At 45.5% G+C, this 16,732-nt stretch carries 16 protein-coding genes; 6 read left to right on the top strand and 10 right to left on the bottom strand.

The window, feature by feature from the left end; translation table 11 throughout:
- Positions 1 to 3 precede the first annotated feature (3 nt).
- From ICN49_RS10345 to dnaA, 10 genes are all read right to left on the bottom strand, one after another.
- The gene (locus tag ICN49_RS10345) at positions 4 to 960 is read right to left on the bottom strand and encodes a branched-chain amino acid ABC transporter permease (protein WP_216167992.1); all 957 of its coding nucleotides are present in this window, start codon (positions 958 to 960) and stop codon (positions 4 to 6) included.
- On the bottom strand, positions 957 to 1,841 hold the full coding sequence (locus ICN49_RS10340; RefSeq protein WP_216167991.1) for a branched-chain amino acid ABC transporter permease: 885 nt from the start codon (positions 1,839 to 1,841) through the stop codon (positions 957 to 959). The genes ICN49_RS10345 and ICN49_RS10340 overlap by 4 nt, the downstream gene beginning before the upstream one ends.
- A gap of 3 nt (positions 1,842 to 1,844) precedes the next feature.
- On the bottom strand, positions 1,845 to 3,047 hold the full coding sequence (locus ICN49_RS10335; protein ID WP_216167990.1) for an ABC transporter substrate-binding protein: 1,203 nt from the start codon (positions 3,045 to 3,047) through the stop codon (positions 1,845 to 1,847).
- A gap of 29 nt (positions 3,048 to 3,076) precedes the next feature.
- A complete protein-coding gene (locus ICN49_RS10330; protein ID WP_216167989.1) occupies positions 3,077 to 3,781 on the bottom strand; it encodes an ABC transporter ATP-binding protein in 705 nt (234 codons plus the stop codon).
- On the bottom strand, positions 3,778 to 4,539 hold the full coding sequence (locus ICN49_RS10325) for an ABC transporter ATP-binding protein (protein ID WP_216167988.1): 762 nt from the start codon (positions 4,537 to 4,539) through the stop codon (positions 3,778 to 3,780). The genes ICN49_RS10330 and ICN49_RS10325 overlap by 4 nt, the downstream gene beginning before the upstream one ends.
- Before the next feature lie 112 nt (positions 4,540 to 4,651).
- Positions 4,652 to 4,873 carry a DUF3717 domain-containing protein gene (locus ICN49_RS10320; RefSeq protein WP_216167987.1) on the bottom strand — a complete coding sequence of 74 codons (222 nt, stop codon included), beginning with the start codon at positions 4,871 to 4,873 and terminating at the stop codon, positions 4,652 to 4,654.
- A gap of 14 nt (positions 4,874 to 4,887) precedes the next feature.
- On the bottom strand, positions 4,888 to 5,382 hold the full coding sequence (locus tag ICN49_RS10315) for an SET domain-containing protein (protein ID WP_216167986.1): 495 nt from the start codon (positions 5,380 to 5,382) through the stop codon (positions 4,888 to 4,890).
- A gap of 3 nt (positions 5,383 to 5,385) precedes the next feature.
- Positions 5,386 to 7,884: a DNA topoisomerase (ATP-hydrolyzing) subunit B gene (gyrB, locus tag ICN49_RS10310; protein WP_216167985.1), complete on the bottom strand. Its 2,499-nt coding sequence runs from the start codon at positions 7,882 to 7,884 to the stop codon at positions 5,386 to 5,388.
- Positions 7,885 to 7,895: 11 nt separating this feature from the next.
- Positions 7,896 to 9,011, bottom strand: coding sequence for a DNA polymerase III subunit beta (gene dnaN / locus ICN49_RS10305; protein ID WP_216167984.1), 1,116 nt, complete (start codon positions 9,009 to 9,011; stop codon positions 7,896 to 7,898).
- Positions 9,012 to 9,275: 264 nt separating this feature from the next.
- Positions 9,276 to 10,715, bottom strand: a complete 1,440-nt coding sequence (gene dnaA / locus ICN49_RS10300; RefSeq protein ID WP_255535506.1) for a chromosomal replication initiator protein DnaA — start codon at positions 10,713 to 10,715, stop codon at positions 9,276 to 9,278.
- Between the two features lie 223 nt (positions 10,716 to 10,938).
- Between dnaA and rpmH the strand changes: the two genes are divergently transcribed.
- The 6 genes from rpmH to ICN49_RS10270 all read left to right on the top strand — a co-directional run bounded on the left by rpmH (position 10,939) and on the right by ICN49_RS10270 (position 16,702).
- Positions 10,939 to 11,073, top strand: coding sequence for a 50S ribosomal protein L34 (gene rpmH / locus ICN49_RS10295; protein ID WP_114636164.1), 135 nt, complete (start codon positions 10,939 to 10,941; stop codon positions 11,071 to 11,073).
- Between the two features lie 12 nt (positions 11,074 to 11,085).
- Positions 11,086 to 11,406: a ribonuclease P protein component gene (gene rnpA, locus ICN49_RS10290; protein ID WP_216167983.1), complete on the top strand. Its 321-nt coding sequence runs from the start codon at positions 11,086 to 11,088 to the stop codon at positions 11,404 to 11,406.
- A gap of 1 nt (position 11,407) precedes the next feature.
- Positions 11,408 to 11,641 carry a membrane protein insertion efficiency factor YidD gene (yidD, locus tag ICN49_RS10285; protein WP_216167982.1) on the top strand — a complete coding sequence of 78 codons (234 nt, stop codon included), beginning with the start codon at positions 11,408 to 11,410 and terminating at the stop codon, positions 11,639 to 11,641.
- A gap of 14 nt (positions 11,642 to 11,655) precedes the next feature.
- The gene (yidC, locus tag ICN49_RS10280; protein ID WP_216167981.1) at positions 11,656 to 13,326 is read left to right on the top strand and encodes a membrane protein insertase YidC; all 1,671 of its coding nucleotides are present in this window, start codon (positions 11,656 to 11,658) and stop codon (positions 13,324 to 13,326) included.
- A gap of 45 nt (positions 13,327 to 13,371) precedes the next feature.
- Positions 13,372 to 14,748, top strand: a complete 1,377-nt coding sequence (gene mnmE / locus ICN49_RS10275; RefSeq protein ID WP_216168016.1) for a tRNA uridine-5-carboxymethylaminomethyl(34) synthesis GTPase MnmE — start codon at positions 13,372 to 13,374, stop codon at positions 14,746 to 14,748.
- Between the two features lie 88 nt (positions 14,749 to 14,836).
- The gene (locus ICN49_RS10270) at positions 14,837 to 16,702 is read left to right on the top strand and encodes a phosphoenolpyruvate carboxykinase (GTP) (protein ID WP_216167980.1); all 1,866 of its coding nucleotides are present in this window, start codon (positions 14,837 to 14,839) and stop codon (positions 16,700 to 16,702) included.
- Positions 16,703 to 16,732: the final 30 nt, after the last annotated feature.

Here is a 16,732-nt window from a genome sequence, read left to right as displayed (position 1 = left end):
TTATTACTTCTTAATAAAGATTCCAACCAGGCCGCGACGAAAAGCCATCACACAAAGGACGAAGATTAATCCGGTAACGATGGTAACCGACTCGCCCAAAGAGTTAAACCAAGACACCCCTGTTATTTGAGCTAAGAAAGTTCCAATTTCACCAACGCGGTGCTCAAGCAGAACAATCACTAATGCGCCCACAAAGGGGCCCGCAAAAGTACCAACCCCACCAACTAAGGTCATTAATATGACTAAGCCAGACATTGTCCAGTGAACATCTGTAAGGGTTTCAAAGCCCAACACCAAGGCCTGAACGCCACCAGCTAAACCGGCAAGCGCTGCAGACAATACAAATACTAAAAATTTAAAGCGATTTACTTTGTACCCCAAGGAAATCGCACGTGGCTCGTTCTCTTTAATGGCTTTAAGTACTTGTCCAAAGGGAGAAGAAATGATTCTCTGAATAAATAAAAATCCACCAAGCACAACTACTAAAACAAAATAATAAAGATTCAAATCGTTTTGAAGATCAATCAAACCGAATAGCTCGCCTCTTGGGATGCTCTGAAAACCATCCTCACCACCTGAGGCTGGGGCTTGCAGGCAAATAAAATAAAACATCTGCGCCAACGCCAAAGTAATCATGGAAAAATAAATGCCTTGACGACGAATGGCTAGTCCTCCGATAAGCGCACCTAAAGCCGCAGCAAAAACCACGCCGAGCAGGATACCAAGCGCTGGACCGGCGCCCATGTCGCGCATGAAATAACCAGCGCAGTAACCGGCGCCACCAAAAAAGGCGGCATGGCCAAAAGACAAAAGGCCAGTAAAACCAAGTAATAAATTAAATGCTGCGGCAAAAAGCGCAAAACATAAAATTTTCATTAGAAAGATTGGGTAGGCCGTAAATGGAGCTGCTATTGCAAGCACAATCATCACCATCAAAAACCAATGCTTAGGTAGCCTCATTTTTCACGCCCAAACAAGCCTGCCGGCCTAAACAACAAAACAATCACCATGATGGCAAACACCACAGTGCTTGAGGCTTGGGGATAAAACACTTTTGTTAAACCCTCAATCAAACCTAAGCCAAGGCCGGTGATGATTGAGCCCATGATTGAGCCCATACCGCCAATAACCACAACAGCAAAAACAACAATGATCAGGTTGGACCCCATCAAAGGAGAAACTTGAATAATCGGCGCAGCAAGCACGCCAGAAAATGCAGCAAGCGCAACCCCGAACCCATAAGTTAAGGTTGTCATCAGCGGGAAGTTCACACCAAACGCCTGAACTAATTTAGGGTTTTCAGTGCCAGCTCGCAAATAAGCGCCGATGCTGGTTTTTTCTATTACGTACCAAGTTGCAAAACAGACTGTTAGCGAAGAAAACACCACCCAGGCGCGGTAGTTTGGCAAGACCATGAACCCCAGATCAGTAGAGCCACTTAATAACTCTGGAGCGCTGTAAGCGAGACCAGATGCTCCATAAATAGAGCGAAGCACGCCCTCAATAAATAAAGTTAAACCAAAGGTCAGCAAGAGGCCGTACAAATGATCGAGCTGATACAGATGCCTCAGCAGTAGGCGCTCAATCACAATTCCAACTAAGCCGACGACTATTGGTGACAACAACAGCATTACCCAATAATTAATTCCAAAATACTGCCCCGCCATCCAAGTCACAATGGCGCCCAGCATAAACATCGCGCCATGTGAAAAGTTGATCACATTTAAAAGGCCAAAAATGACCGCCAACCCCAAACTGAGGATGGCGTAAAAGCTGCCGTTAACCAGCCCCAAAAGGAGCTGGCTTAACAGAGCGGAACTAGAAAGGCCGAAGATTTCCAAGATTTACTTATTCAACAAAGCACACTTGGAATCAGGTGGAATGGTGAAGGCTTTTTCCCCTGACAAGGTAGACACTAGCTTGTAATAGTCCCATGGGCTTTTAACTTCGCTTGGGGTTTTAACCTCAAAGAGATACATGTCATGCACCATGGTTCCATCTTTACGAATGTAGCCATTTTTTGTAAACATATCGTTAATTTTGGTTTTACGCATCTGAGCCATCACTTTGTCTGAGTCATCAGTGCCGGCAGCTTTAACCGCATTGAGGTAAGTCATGGTGGATGAGTAGTTACCCGCCTGAACCATGCTAGGCATACGCTTCATTTTTTCCATAAAGCGGCCAGCGAACTTACGCGATTGATCGCTCTGATCCCAATACCAAGCCTCTGTTGCTAACAGCCCTTGCGCATTCTTAATGCCAATAGCATGAACATCGGTGATAAACACTAGCAAGCCGGCAATCTTCATGGTCTTGGTGATGCCAAATTCGTTAGCAGCTTTCACGGAGTTGATTGTGTCGCCACCCGCATTAGCCAGCCCAAGAACTTGGGCTTTTGAATTTTGTGCCTGAAGCAAGTAAGAAGAAAAATCGCTGGCGTTTAATGGGTGCTTAGAGGTTCCTAAGACCTTTCCGCCGCTAGCATTAATCACGTTGGTTGCGTCCTTCTCAAGCGCATAACCAAACGCATAGTCAGCAGTTAAAAAGTACCAAGTCTTAAGGCCCTTGTCCATCATTCCCTTGGCAGATCCATTTGCTAAGGCAATAGTGTCGTAGGTGTAATGAATTGTGTAAGGGCTGCACTGTTCGTTCGTTAATGCAGAGGTGCCCGCACCATTATTAATATAGATACGTTTTTTCTCTGCGGCTACTTTAGCGGTTGCTAATGCAGTGCCAGAGTTCGTGCCGCCAAAAATCACAGTGACGCCATCTTGATCAACCCACTCTCGTGTTTTAGAGGCTGCAATATCCGCTTTGTTTTGGTGGTCTGCTGAAACAATTTCAATTTTCTTACCTAAAACAGTGCCACCAAAATCTGCGACTGCCATTTTGATCGCCTCTAATCCCCCCTGACCATCAATGTCGGCGTACAAACCAGACATGTCAGTAATAAAACCAATTTTTACTGGGGCTTGATCAGCCGCGCCAACGCCACCAGAAACCGCAGCCAGAGCTGCTACCGCCAAAGAAATTAAAGTCCGCTTCATGATTTATCCTTTAAAAAATAAAAACCCAATCAAACCCCTAAATACCCATTCAACAATTCCGCTTTAGCTTTTAGCTCAGAACGTTCAACCACTTCAACTATCAAGCCACCCTCTACAACATAATGCCTATCTGCAAGTCCTGCTGCAAATCTGAAATTCTGTTCGACTAGAACAATCGTAAAACCTTTGTTTCTTAATTTAGTAACGACTTCGCCCAGTTTTTGAACAATAACGGGCGCAAGACCTTCGGTAATCTCGTCTAGCAATAAAAGTTTGGCGCCAGTTCTCAAAATTCTAGCCATCGCCAACATTTGCTGCTCGCCGCCAGATAGCCTTGTACCCGGACTATTGCGACGCTCATACAGGTTGGGGAACATCTCATAGATTTCTTCTAAACCCATACCACCTGAAGATATTTTTGGCGGCAGCAATAGGTTTTCTTCGGCACTTAAACTCGCGAAGATTCCCCGCTCTTCAGGGCAATACCCAATCCCAAGACGCGCAATTTGATAGGTAGGGAGAGAGGTGGTCTCCGTTCCAAATACAGAAATTGAGCCCTTCCTCTTACTAGTAAGGCCCAGTATGGTTTTCAGAATGGTGCTTCTGCCGGCGCCATTTCGGCCCAAAAGAGTCACAACTTCACCGTCTCGCACGGCAAAATTAACGCCGTGCAAAATATGCGATTCGCCATACCAAGACTCTAGATTTTTGACTTCGAGCGCCATATTACTCATAAGGACTCGCCCCCGTGGCTGCCCATATAGGCCTCGACCACCAAAGGATTATTGGACACCTCTTGGTAAGAGCCTTCCGCCAAAACTGCTCCACGCTGTAGCACGGTAATACAGTCAGCAATCGAAGAGACGACCTTCATGTTGTGCTCAACCATTAGGACAGTGCGCCCCTTAGCTACTCGGCTAATCAGCTCTGTGACCCGCTCCACGTCCTCATGACCCATTCCTTGGGTTGGCTCATCTAAAAGCATTAACTCTGGCTCCATGGCCAGGGTGGTTGCAATTTCTAGAGCCCTTTTCCGGCCATAGGCCAAATTGAGAGTTTCTTCATTTGCAAACTCTTCTAAGCCAACCTCATGCAAAAGCTCTAAGGCGCGGTCATTCAGAATGTTTAGAGAATCAATAGATTTCCAAAAGTGGAATTCTGTTCCTAGTCCTCGCTGCAGCGCAACACGAACATTTTCCATGACGGTCAAATGTGGAAAAACAGCAGAAATTTGAAAAGAACGAATAATCCCGCGTCTTGCAATTTGAGCGGGCTCCTCATTGGTGATATCAAAACCATTAAATAGGATTTGGCCGCTACTTGGCTCTAAAAATTTTGTCAGCAAGTTAAAGCAGGTTGTTTTCCCTGCGCCATTGGGGCCAATCAGGGCGTGAATGCTGCCTCGAGCAACCTTTAGGTTGACATCGTTGACCGCAGAAAATCCCTTGAAGGACTTTCCCAACCCTATTGTCTCTAGTATTGTTTCTTGCAAACTAAGCCCTTAATCGTGCGCCAAGGTAAGAAATTGAGAATACCTTAAGATGAGCTTGCCATATATAGCGATAACCCTAGCGATAACCCTAAACTAAACAGGGAGAATTCACCTAGTTTGTGTGAACTGTTTTTAGATAGCCTTGCATTGCAACCCTGGCCGCCTCGTCCATAACATCGGCTGGAATACGTTGGGCCCCCTGCACAATCATGAGTGCATATGGTTTAGCAAGCGTTGTGACTTCAAGACATAGGCGCAGCTCTTCGCCAAACGCGGGAGACTGTCCACGCCAAAAGTTGATGGCCGCCTCAATCTCTTGAATAGTAAAAAACATGGGGTTGAATTTAATTACTTGTTGTCAAGCGCCAGCATTGTGCCGCGACATTTTTTAGCACCACAACGACATTCGTAATCTTTTTTCAGCTGTTTGGTAACTTTTCCCTCTACATCAAGAGAGTAGTCGTAGAAAAGCTCTTCACCTAACTTCAAGCTTCGCTTTGCGTAAACGAAAACACGGGGTTTACCATCAAATGAGTCTTCTTTCGTTTCACAGTTTGGCTTGCATGAATGGTTAATCCAACGCGCAGCATTACCGCCGTACTTAGCATCAATCACGCGACCATCTTCTAATGAAAAATAGAAAGTGTGATTTGGGTCTTTGGGGTCGTGGGGGTGGCGCTTTTCTGCCAACTTCCAGCTAATGCGCTCGCCTTTGTATTCAATTAGGGCGTCGCCTTTTTTAACGGGCTTAGCAGCGAAAACACCTTTCCCATGGATGGGGGAGGATTTCACGACAATATTAGAGCGATCCACCTTCGGTGGTTTTAATTTCTTGTTCTTCATAATTTAAACGTCTAGGTTGCGGGCAATCAACGCATTCTTTTCAATGAATGCTCGGCGCGGCTCTACTTCATCACCCATCAACGTTGTAAACACTTGATCAGCAGTAATGGCGTCCTCGATCTTTACTTGCAACAGGGTGCGAGAATTTGCATCCATAGTGGTTTCCCACAACTGTGATGGGTTCATCTCACCCAAACCTTTATATCGTTGACGACTAAGCACTCGCTCTGCTTCTGATAACAGCCAGGAAAACGCGGCGCGGAAGTCTTGTATGGATTGTTCTTTTTGGTTTTTGTCTGGATCACCCCGACGCACCTTGGTGCCCGGTAAAACCTTTCCAGATAAAACTGCTGCAGCATTGGACAGGCTTTGGTAATCATCGCCATGAACAAAATCTGAGTTAATGGAAGAGAGTTTTAGGTTTCCATGAATGCGGCGTGATAGCAATAACTTAAAGCGCTCGGTCCGCTCATCTTTTTGCACAATGATTTCTGGCGGCAGAGCCAAAGGATTTGTGGATTTCGCTAAGACGGTACGTAAACGATCGGCAGACTCGTTTGCTGACGCCTCAGTATCAAGGTTGAGCTGTGTTCCATCGGCAATAGCGCGCAAAGCGTCTTCGTCGATTGTTCTGGATAGGCGATCAACAATGGATTGAATCACTTGGTAGTGTTTAGCTAGGTCTGCTAAGTCAGCCCCCTCTATTAACTCGCCAGATGGCGTCTGCAGCGAAGCGGACTCCAGTGCGATTTTTAGTAGAAGCTGGTTTAGCTCTGCATCATCTTTAATATATTGCTCGTTTTTACCAAACTTCACTTTATAAAGAGGTGGTTGGGCGATATAAATGTGTCCACGCTCAATAAGCTCTGGCATCTGTCTATAGAAGAAGGTAAGCAATAGCGTTCTAATGTGGCTTCCATCAACGTCGGCATCGGTCATGATGATGATGCGGTGGTAGCGCAACTTATCCGCCTTGTACTCTTCGATACCAATACCGGTTCCCAACACCGTGATGAGCGTGACAACCTCTTGACTAGCAAGCATTTTGTCGAAGCGCGCTTTCTCAACGTTTAAGATTTTTCCTTTTAAAGGAAGAATTGCTTGGAAACGCCTATCGCGGCCCTGCTTAGCAGAGCCCCCCGCTGAGTCGCCCTCGACAATAAACAATTCAGATTTTGTGGGGTCTTTCTCTTGGCAGTCCGCCAATTTACCAGGCAAACCTAAACCATCAAGCACGCCCTTGCGGCGCGTCATATCGCGCGCCTTGCGAGCTGCCTCGCGAGCACGCGCAGCGTCTACGATTTTTCCACAAAGTATTTTCGCGTCCGCCGGCCGCTCTTGGAGATAAGCGCTTAAAGCCTCAGCAACAATTTCTTCTACGGGCCCACGAACCTCGCTGGAAACTAATTTATCTTTTGTTTGACTAGAAAATTTTGGCTCAGGCACTTTTACAGATAGGACGCAAGCTAGACCCTCGCGCATATCGTCACCGGAGATTTCTACTTTAGCTTTTTTGGCAACCTCATGCTCATCAATATATTTGTTGATGACGCGCGTCATTGCCGCGCGCAAACCAGTTAAGTGAGTTCCGCCATCTCGCTGTGGAATGTTGTTGGTAAAACAAAGCACTTGTTCACTAAAACTATCATTCCACTGCATTGAGACTTCGGCAGTAATGTTGCCACCCAAGTCTGAAGGCCGCATACCTTCTGCATAAAAAATATTTGGGTGTAAAACGTTTTTAGTTTGGTTGATGTACTCAACAAAACCCTTAACGCCGCCAGAAAAAGCAAAATCTTCTTCTTGGCCAGAGCGCTGATCAATTAACTTGATGTGTACGCCATTATTTAAGAATGAGAGTTCCCGGATGCGCTTAACCAAAATCTCATAATGAAATTCCACATTTCCAAAAACGGTTTCGTCGGCTAAGAAATGAACTTCTGTTCCTGAATGCTCGGTATCGCCTATTACAGAAATTGGCGAAACACTAACGCCGTTCTCTTCTTCAATATTCCGATTTTGAATAACGCCACGTGCAAACTCCATATAGTGAGCTTTGCCATCACGACGAATAGTTAGCTTTAACCATTTTGATAGCGCATTGACACAACTAACGCCAACGCCGTGGAGACCGCCAGAAACTTTATAGCTGTTTTGGTCAAACTTACCACCAGCGTGCAACTCGGTCATAACGATTTCAGCGGCACTTCTTTTGGGCTCGTGTTTGTCGTCGTACTTAATGCCTGTAGGTACACCGCGGCCATTATCAACAATAGAAATTGAGTTATCAGTCTGAATGACAACGGTGATCTCAGAGCAGTGTCCGGCTAAGGCCTCATCAATAGAGTTATCAAGAACTTCAAATACAAGGTGGTGTAGGCCGGTGCCATCAGATGTATCACCGATATACATACCAGGGCGTTTACGAACCGCCTCAAGGCCCTCTAGAATTTGAATCGATGATGCGCCGTATTGCTCTACTACTTTTTTTTCTTCAGTCATTTTTTTCTAAATTAAATGCGCATTGGCATCACAACATACTTAAAGTCTTCGGAGCCGGGTAGTGTTACAACAGCACTACTATTTGCATCACCTAAACTGATTTGAATATTTTCATTTTTTAGATTAGATAAAACATCTAACAAATAGCTGACATTAAAACCAATTTCAACAGAGTCACCGCTGTATTCAGTTTCAATTTCTTCTTGAGCCTCTTCCTGCTCAGCATTGGTAGATTGCACAGTAATGCGATTTGGTGATAAAGAAAAACGTACACCTTTGAATTTGTCTGTAGTTAAAATCGCCGCGCGCTGAAGTGCTGCTTGTAAAAGATCCCTACCAACAATTAATGAATTTTTGTGGCCCTTAGGAATAACGCGCTGAAAATCTGGGAACTTACCCTCGACCAACTTTGAAATAAGCTCAATATCTCCAAATGAAAATTTCACCTGGTTGGAAGTTAGACTAATTTCAAGTGGCTCCTCAGAGTCTTCAAGTAGGTGTTGACACTCTAAAATAGTTTTACGGGGAATAATAATTTCTTGTTTTTGTCCAGATCCAGATGGTGCCTCTGCCAGCTCAACTTGTGAGTAAGCTAAACGATGACCATCGGTTGCAACAGCAATTACTTGCTTTCCCTCAACAACCAACAACATTCCGTTTAAGTAATAACGAATATCTTGCTGCGCCATTGCAAAATGCACTTGGCTAATGAGTTGGCGAAAGCTCTTTTGCGACATCTTCCAGGTTGCCGTAACCTCTCCAACACTTTGCATCACCGGAAATTCATTGGCAGATAAAGTTTGTAGGGAGAAGCGACTCTTCCCACTCTGCACAACCATTTTGTTGTCTTTGAGATTAAGCGCTACAGGACCCTCTGGTAGTGCGCGCAAAATATCTAATAATTTTCTTGCTGCAACCGTTGTAGTTACATCCTCAGACCCAACACCAAAGTTTGCATTGGTCGTTATTTGAATCTCAATGTCTGTAGAAATAAAAGAAACCTTGTCACCCTGTTTTTTAAAAAGCAGGTTTGCCAAAATTGGCAGAGTGTGGCGACGTTCAACAATTCCACTAACGACCTGAAGGGGTTTTAGTAAGCTGTCACGCGAAGTGTTAACGAGTTGCATTGCTTTTAAATCCTTGTATATATCTTATTAGTAGTAGTAATAAGGCTTGTGATTTCAGTGGATAACTCAAAAACCTTATATAAAACAACACATTAAAGACCAAAAAACCTGTGGAAAACTTTTGTATAAACGCTGGATAGATCTTGGATAACTTTCTATCAATACCCTATTTTTGCATGAAGCGGACACTTTCCACAATTTATCCACACACAATCCCCAAAGTTATTCATTGAGCTGTCCACAACCTTATCCACAGGAAAAGAACTAAGCTTTTAGGGTTTGCTCTATAACGTGAATCTCATGGTTAAGTTGCCCATCATGTGAGCGCTCCTCACCAATCTTACGAACGGCATGTAAAACGGTTGTGTGATCACGCCCCCCAAACAACTCCCCAATTTCTGGAAGGCTTTTTTGGGTTAACTCTTTAGCCATAAACATCGCAATTTGCCTTGGGCGAGCAATATTTGCAGGGCGCTTTTTGGAGTACATGTCCGCCACCTTAATACTATAAAAATCCGCAACAGCCTTTTGGATATTCTCCACAGAAATTTGCCGATTTTGGATGGAAAGCAGGTCTTTAAGCGCGGTGCGAGCTACCTCAATCGTTACTTCTCGACCGTGGAAGCGCACATAAGCCAAAATTTTGCGCAACGCCCCTTCGAGCTCTCTCACGTTTGAGCGCAGGTGTTTGGCCACAAAAAATGCCACATCCTCACTCATGGGGATGCCTTCGCTGATTGCTTTTTTCATCAAAATGGCAACCCGCATCTCTAGCTCTGGCGGCTCGATCGCCACAGTTAGACCTGAGTCAAAGCGGGAGATCAGTCGATCATCAATTCCCGCCATCTCTTTGGGGTAGGTGTCACTAGTAATAATCACCTGGGCTTTATTGCTTAATAAAGCCTCAAAAGCGTAGAAAAACTCTTCTTGTGTCCGGGATTTACCGCTAAAAAACTGAATATCGTCAATTAATAGGAGGTCTAGGGAGTGGTAATAGCGCTTAAAACGGTCAAATGCCTTTTGTTGGTATGCACGAACCACATCCGAAACATACTGCTCAGCATGAATATATCGAATCCGCGCATTTGGTTTTTCCTTCAAAAGGTGGTTGCCAATTGCGTGGATCAGGTGTGTTTTGCCTAGCCCCACCCCACCATATAAAAACATGGGGTTGTAGGATGTGCCTGGATTGTGGGCCACTTGAATGGAAGCGGCCCGAGCAAGTTGATTTGCTTTACCAGTTACAAAGGTGTCGAAAGTGAGGTTAGGGTTTAGTTTTGAGTGGTCTTCAATCTCAAACGAACGCTCTTCCGTTAATACTTCGTCTTCTTGGCTGGCTTGGGTTAAATCAGGCTCTGAATTGATTGGGCTTAGGGCTAGAACGGGGGCCGTCAAACCCAAATCTGGGGCGCCCGCCTCAACATCCAAAACAAAGCTTAGGTTTACAGGAAAGCCAAAATAGTGCTCAGCCAATTCTTGAAAACGATCGGCAAAAGTTTTTTTGATCCAATCAAGTTTGAATCTATTTGGTGCTCCAATTGTAAGTGATTGATCACTTACATCAAATGAAATCAACCTCAAAGGTTGAATCCAAGTTTTAAACTGTTGGGGAGACAGCTCGCGGGACAGGATGCCAATAGCACCATCCCAAAAACCCAGGGGGTTTAGTGAATTCAAGGCGGGGGGATTGTTTAAGTTGCTCATATTTTTAGAGGATCCATTGTAGCGAGGCTACAAAGTTATCCACAAGCTAGAAAATCGTGGAAAACCTGTGGATAACTTGTGTACAAAATCAAAAAAACCTTACAAATTAGGTATTTGTAGGAAAAACCCATAAAAAATATAGAAAAACACCTATATATCAATAAGGATAGGTTGACCTTTTGCTCTGCAACAAGGAAAATACATGGCTTCCTTAGGATCTATCATGAAAAGAACATACCAACCCTCAGTAGTACGTCGTAAACGCACCCATGGATTTCGTATTCGTATGAAAACCAAGAGTGGCCGCGCAGTTTTAAATGCACGCCGCGCAAAAGGCCGTAAACGCTTAGCTGTTTAATTGATTTAGCTTTTGAATAGCGCCAGGATTTCTGAATTACTCAAAACACGCCCCAAGACAAGTTTGTATTGGGGTTTGTATTTGGCTTCGACAGAGGCTGGTGCGCAAGCTGATTTAGGAATTGCTGTAGCCAAAAAACTGGCAAAACGCGCTGTTGATCGCAACAGAATAAAGCGCATGATTCGTGAATTGGTTTGGACGGCACAAACAACCCATCTCAATAGCAGCGATGTGGTTGTTAAGTTGAAAAAACCGATTGGTCGCGATACGCGTGGCAGACTACGAAAAAAAGAAAAAATACTACTGCGCTCACAGTTTGCAGGGTTGATCTAGCGTGCACGTCCTAAATAAAGTGGCGATTAAATTGCTCAGGCTGTATCAGTTGCTGTTAAGCCCCTATATGGGGATGCAATGCAAGTTTGTACCAAGCTGCTCCGAGTATGCTTGCGAGTGTTTTAATCATTATGGTTTTGTAAAAAGCCTTGGCTTAACAATTTGGCGCATTGCACGCTGCAATCCATGGTCACAAGGTGGTCATGATCCCGTAGTAAAACAAACAACTCATTAAGTAAACAAATGCAAATGGACTTTAAAAAAACAATTCTTTGGGCTGTGTTTTCCTTGTCGGGGTTGATGCTTTATAACAATTGGATGGTCCATGAGGGCAAGCCTTCTTTATTTGGGGGCGCTCCAGCAACAACCCAGCAAGCAACAAGCCCTACCGCTGGTAAAGCAGACGTACCAACACAGATGTCGGGAGCAGCGCCAAAGGCAAATACAGTGGCGCCTATGGCAGCCGGAGCCACGTCAGATGCTGGCGAAAGATTCGTATTGCAAAACGATGTATTGGCGCTAGAAATTAGTGGCAACGGCGCAAATGTGGTCGATGCAAAACTATTAAAAGAATTAACAGCAGACAAAAAGCCGGTTGAGCTCTTTCAGCAGACAGCAACACATACCTATATTGCCCGTTCAGGCTTAATTTCTATGGGTAATACTGAGTTGCCAAACCATACCAGCGTATTTAAGGCGACCCAGTCTGGTAAAGATGGGTCTGGCAGGCCATTCATTGTCTTGTCGAGCGAGCGAAATGGCGTAAAGCTAGAGAAAACTTTTGTGCTCACCCAAGGCAGCTATGTGGTGGATGTTGGGCACCGCGTAACACAGAGCAGTGCAAGCACAACGCCGTTGGTGTTGTATACCGAAATTTTGCGCGATGGTAGCCAAGAACAAAAAATTGGACCATTTGGCGGCGCGTTTTCTGCGAGCACTTTTACTGGTCCAGCGGTTTACACCGGCGTCGAAAAATTCAACAAGCTTGAATTTACCGCCATGGATAAAAACAAAATTACTATCCCAACCCAGGTTCCTGCTGGTGACCCAGCGTGGGTTGCAATGGTGCAGCATTACTTCGCATCAGCTTGGATCCCTGGGGATAAGCTTGCTAGAGATATTTACGCTGGCAAGGTTGATTTAAATCTCTATCGCATTGGTATTCAAACCCCGCTTGGTGTTGTTGCTCCCGGTACCACTGTCGTAGAAAAAACAAAACTATTTGTAGGCCCTCAGGAAGAGCGCCTCTTGGAGGGCATTGCTCCAGGCTTGGAGTTGCTCAAGGACTATGGTTACCTCACCATTTTGGCTAAACCCATTTTTTGGTTGTTAGAGAAGATTCACTCTTATGTTGGTAACTGGGGTTGGGCAATCATTCTTTTGACAATCTTTATTAAATTGGTTTTCTTCCCACTATCTGCTGCCAGCTATAAGTCTATGGCGAGAATGAAGGAGGTCCAACCACGCTTGGCTCTCATGAAAGAGCAGTTTAAGGGCGAGCCACAAAAGCTAAATCAAGCGATGATGGAGATGTATCGCAAGGAAAAAATTAATCCACTGGGCGGATGTTTACCTGTGGTGATTCAGATTCCCGTGTTCATTTCTTTGTACTGGGTATTACTCTCATCTGTTGAGATGCGTGGCGCGCCTTGGGTGTTGTGGATTCAAGATTTATCAATCCCTGATCCGTACTACATCTTGCCAATCATTATGGCGATCTCGATGTTTGTACAAACTAAATTAAACCCAACACCACCAGACCCTATTCAGGCAAAAGTGATGATGTACATGCCGATTGTTTTTTCGATCATGTTCTTCTTCTTCCCCGCCGGCTTGGTTTTATATTGGGTAACAAACAACCTTCTATCTATTGCGCAACAGTGGCAAATTAATCGATTGTTTGGAAAAAAAGCTGCCTAATAATTTAGGCGCTGCCATTTATTTTATATAAAGCGCATAGCAATGATGACGAGAAAAGTGCCCATCATTGCTGTAGCTACCGCCCCCGGTAGGGCCGGGGTTGGCGTCATTCGCATCAGCGGCGCCGACTTATCGCCAATTACCAAAGCACTTTTTCAAAAAGTACTCAAGCCTCGTGAGGCACATTTACTGACCCTGCGGGATGCTGTTGGTGCACCCATCGATCAGCTTATCGCGATTCACTTTATTAGCCCAGCATCCTTTACAGGCGAGGATGTTTTGGAGCTTCAGTGTCATGGTGGCCCCCAACTGCTCGAGTTGGTGATGAAGCGTTGCCTAGAGCTTGGTAAAGATAGTGGCCTAGTGATTGCTGAGCCGGGGGAGTTCACCCTCCGCGCCTACTTGAATGACAAAATTGATTTGGCCCAAGCTGAAGCCATCGCTGATTTAATTGATGCGCAAAGTGAGGCGGCGGTAAGGGGTGCTGCCAGATCGTTGCAGGGCTCATTCTCTGACGACATTAATGATTTGATTGAGGAAATTACGCAACTCAGAATTTTGGTTGAGTCGACTCTAGATTTTCCAGAAGAAGAAATTGAGTTTTTGGAAAATGCGCATGCGCGTGAACGGTTAAAAAAAGTGAGTGATAAATTGCTGGCGCTGCGCAGCAGTGCAAAGCAAGGCAAGATTTTGCGTGACGGCATTCAGCTGGTTTTGGCTGGTGCGCCCAATGTCGGCAAGAGCTCTCTACTAAATCGACTGGCTGGCGAAGAGGTTGCTATTGTTACGCCAATCGCTGGGACGACGCGTGATCGAGTGAAGGAAAGCATCAGCCTTGATGGCGTGCCCATGCACATCATTGACACCGCAGGGCTTCGAGAGACGGATGATTTGGTCGAAGCCAAGGGCATCGAAAGATCGTGGGATGCCATCCGACTGGCTGATGTGGTGATCTTTCTGAAGGACTTCAATTCAGAAGCGTCTCCAGAAGCCGCCACTGAAGAAGCTTTAAGAAAGGCAATCTTGCAGGCACTTCCACCCAAGTGTGAGGTGTTAGAGGTTCTTAATAAATCAGATTTGTTAGCGACGGCCGATAGCTCCACGCGCGGTGGCACTTTATTAATTTCGGCTAAAACTGGCGATGGAATTGATGGCTTAAAGAAAAAGATCTTGGAAATTGCTGGTTGGGGCGGCTCACATGAGGGGGCCATTATTGCTAGGCGTAGGCACTTAGATTGCCTTGATCGGGCAGCAGAACATATAGATAAATCACAGCAATTCGCTGCAGATGGGAACATTTCCTTGGATTTATTTGCAGAAGAGCTCCGTTTGGCGCAAGATCAGCTTGGACAGATCACTGGAAAGTTGTTGCCTGATGACCTTTTGGGAAAGATATTTAGCCAGTTCTGTATCGGCAAGTAAAGGGTTTGCGCCCATTGGGGTGAGCATATAAATATGTCCGAAATGTTAAAATCATTGGATTAAAAATTAATTCATTCCAAGGGATCCTATGACCACAAGTACTAATGGCCAAATCAATGTCAATGCGCCAGATTATGTAAAAAATACCAAATTAATTCAATGGGTTGCAGACATTGCCGCACTTACTAAGCCTGACAGTATTCACTGGTGTGATGGCTCTCAAACCGAGTATGACAAGCTTTGTGAGCTATTGGTTGCCGCAGGAGTGTTCAAGCGTTTGAACCCTGCAAAACGCAAAAACTCGTTTTTGGCACTGTCAGACCCAGAAGATGTAGCGCGCGTAGAAGATCGCACCTTTATTTGTTCAGCCAAAAAAGAAGATGCAGGCCCAACGAATAACTGGGTAGAGCCAAGCGAAATGCGTGCAACGCTGCAGCCTTTGTTTGACGGTTGCATGCGTGGCAGAACGCTGTATGTGGTGCCATTTTCAATGGGCCCCATTGGCTCCCCAATCGCCCACATTGGTGTTGAGCTCTCAGATAGTCCGTATGTCGCCATCAACATGCGCTTGATGACCCGTATGGGCAAAGCCGTGATTGATCAGTTGGGCGCGAATGGTGAATTCGTACCCTGCATACACACAGTTGGTAAGCCACTCGCTGCTGGCGAAAAGGACGTTGCATGGCCAAACAATAAAAACAAATACATTGTTCACTACCCAGAGACGCGTGAAATTTGGTCCTTTGGATCTGGTTACGGTGGCAACGCATTGTTGGGTAAAAAATGCTTTGCTTTGCGCATTGCCTCCAATATGGGTCGCGACGAAGGCTGGCTGGCTGAGCACATGCTGATCTTGGGAGTAAGCTCACCTGAAGGTAAGAAATACCACATTGCTGCAGCATTCCCATCCGCCTGCGGAAAAACCAACTTCTCTATGATGATCCCTCCAAAAGGATTTGAGGGTTGGAAAGTGACCACTATTGGTGATGACATTGCCTGGATCAAGCCACGCAAAGACCCTATTACTGGCAAGACCCGCCTGTTTGCTATCAATCCTGAGTCAGGTTATTTTGGTGTTGCCCCAGGAACCAATAAGCAAACCAATCAAAACTGTATCGACTCATTAAACCAAGACGTTATCTTTACTAACGTTGGTTTGACGGATGATGGTGATGTTTGGTGGGAGGGTTTGACAGAAACGCCGCCAGCACACTTAATTGATTGGCAAGGCAAAGACTGGACACCAGCAGATGGCGCAGCAGGACGCAAAGCCGCACATCCAAATTCTCGCTTCACTGTCGCAGCAACAAACAATCCAGCGGTTGATCCAAACTGGGACAACCCTGAGGGCGTTGCAATTGACGCATTCTTATTCGGCGGTCGCCGCTCCAATACAGTGCCTTTGGTTAGCGAGGCGCGTGACTGGGTAGAAGGTGTTTACATGGCCGCAACCTTGGGCTCTGAAACTACTGCTGCGATTACCGGTCAAGTTGGTGTCGTGCGCCGCGATCCATTCGCAATGATTGCGTTTGCCGGTTACAACATGAGCGATTACTTCCAGCACTGGTTGAATGTTGGCAACAAGCTTGCAGCCGAAGGGGCAGTCTTGCCAAAAATCTATTGCGTGAACTGGTTCCGCAAAGATGAGAACGGTAAGTTCGTATGGCCAGGATTTGGTGAGAATATGCGCGTTCTGTCTTGGATCCTTGGGCGCGCAGAAGGCACGGCTAAGGGCCTAGAAACCCCATTTGGTATTTGCCCAGAGCATACCGATATGCATTGGGGTGGTCTTGACTATTCAGCAGAAAAATTTGAGAAAGCCATCACAGTCGGTGTTGATGACTGGAAGAACGAGCTCAAATTACACACTGAATTATTTGAGCACCTTGGCGAACGTTTGCCAAAAGAATTACTAGAGACTCGCGCAAAAATTGAGAAGCGCTTAAACGCCTAATTCCGCATTAGCGGTTTTGTTCGTCTAAGA

Origin of the sequence: Polynucleobacter finlandensis (assembly GCF_018881755.1) — a bacterium.
In the GTDB taxonomy this organism is placed as follows: Bacteria; Pseudomonadota; Gammaproteobacteria; order Burkholderiales; family Burkholderiaceae; genus Polynucleobacter; species Polynucleobacter finlandensis.
The sequence above is the reverse complement of the archived record's forward strand: the minus strand, read 5'-3'. Positions and strand labels throughout refer to the sequence as shown.

Bases quoted from the DNA above. Each gene is read 5' to 3' on its own strand.
- gyrB (WP_216167985.1), bottom strand. From the start codon at position 7,884: ATGACTGAAGAAAAAAAAGTAGTAGAGCAATACGGCGCATCATCGATT.
- ICN49_RS10330 (WP_216167989.1), bottom strand. From the start codon at position 3,781: ATGAGTAATATGGCGCTCGAAGTCAAAAATCTAGAGTCTTGGTATGGC.
- ICN49_RS10270 (WP_216167980.1), top strand. From the start codon at position 14,837: ATGACCACAAGTACTAATGGCCAAATCAATGTCAATGCGCCAGATTAT.
- ICN49_RS10320 (WP_216167987.1), bottom strand. From the start codon at position 4,873: ATGTTTTTTACTATTCAAGAGATTGAGGCGGCCATCAACTTTTGGCGT.
- rpmH (WP_114636164.1), top strand. From the start codon at position 10,939: ATGAAAAGAACATACCAACCCTCAGTAGTACGTCGTAAACGCACCCAT.
- ICN49_RS10345 (WP_216167992.1), bottom strand. From the start codon at position 960: ATGAGGCTACCTAAGCATTGGTTTTTGATGGTGATGATTGTGCTTGCA.
- yidC (WP_216167981.1), top strand. From the start codon at position 11,656: ATGGACTTTAAAAAAACAATTCTTTGGGCTGTGTTTTCCTTGTCGGGG.
- dnaN (WP_216167984.1), bottom strand. From the start codon at position 9,011: ATGCAACTCGTTAACACTTCGCGTGACAGCTTACTAAAACCCCTTCAG.
- ICN49_RS10335 (WP_216167990.1), bottom strand. From the start codon at position 3,047: ATGAAGCGGACTTTAATTTCTTTGGCGGTAGCAGCTCTGGCTGCGGTT.
- mnmE (WP_216168016.1), top strand. From the start codon at position 13,372: ATGACGAGAAAAGTGCCCATCATTGCTGTAGCTACCGCCCCCGGTAGG.
- ICN49_RS10315 (WP_216167986.1), bottom strand. From the start codon at position 5,382: ATGAAGAACAAGAAATTAAAACCACCGAAGGTGGATCGCTCTAATATT.
- dnaA (WP_255535506.1), bottom strand. From the start codon at position 10,715: ATGAGCAACTTAAACAATCCCCCCGCCTTGAATTCACTAAACCCCCTG.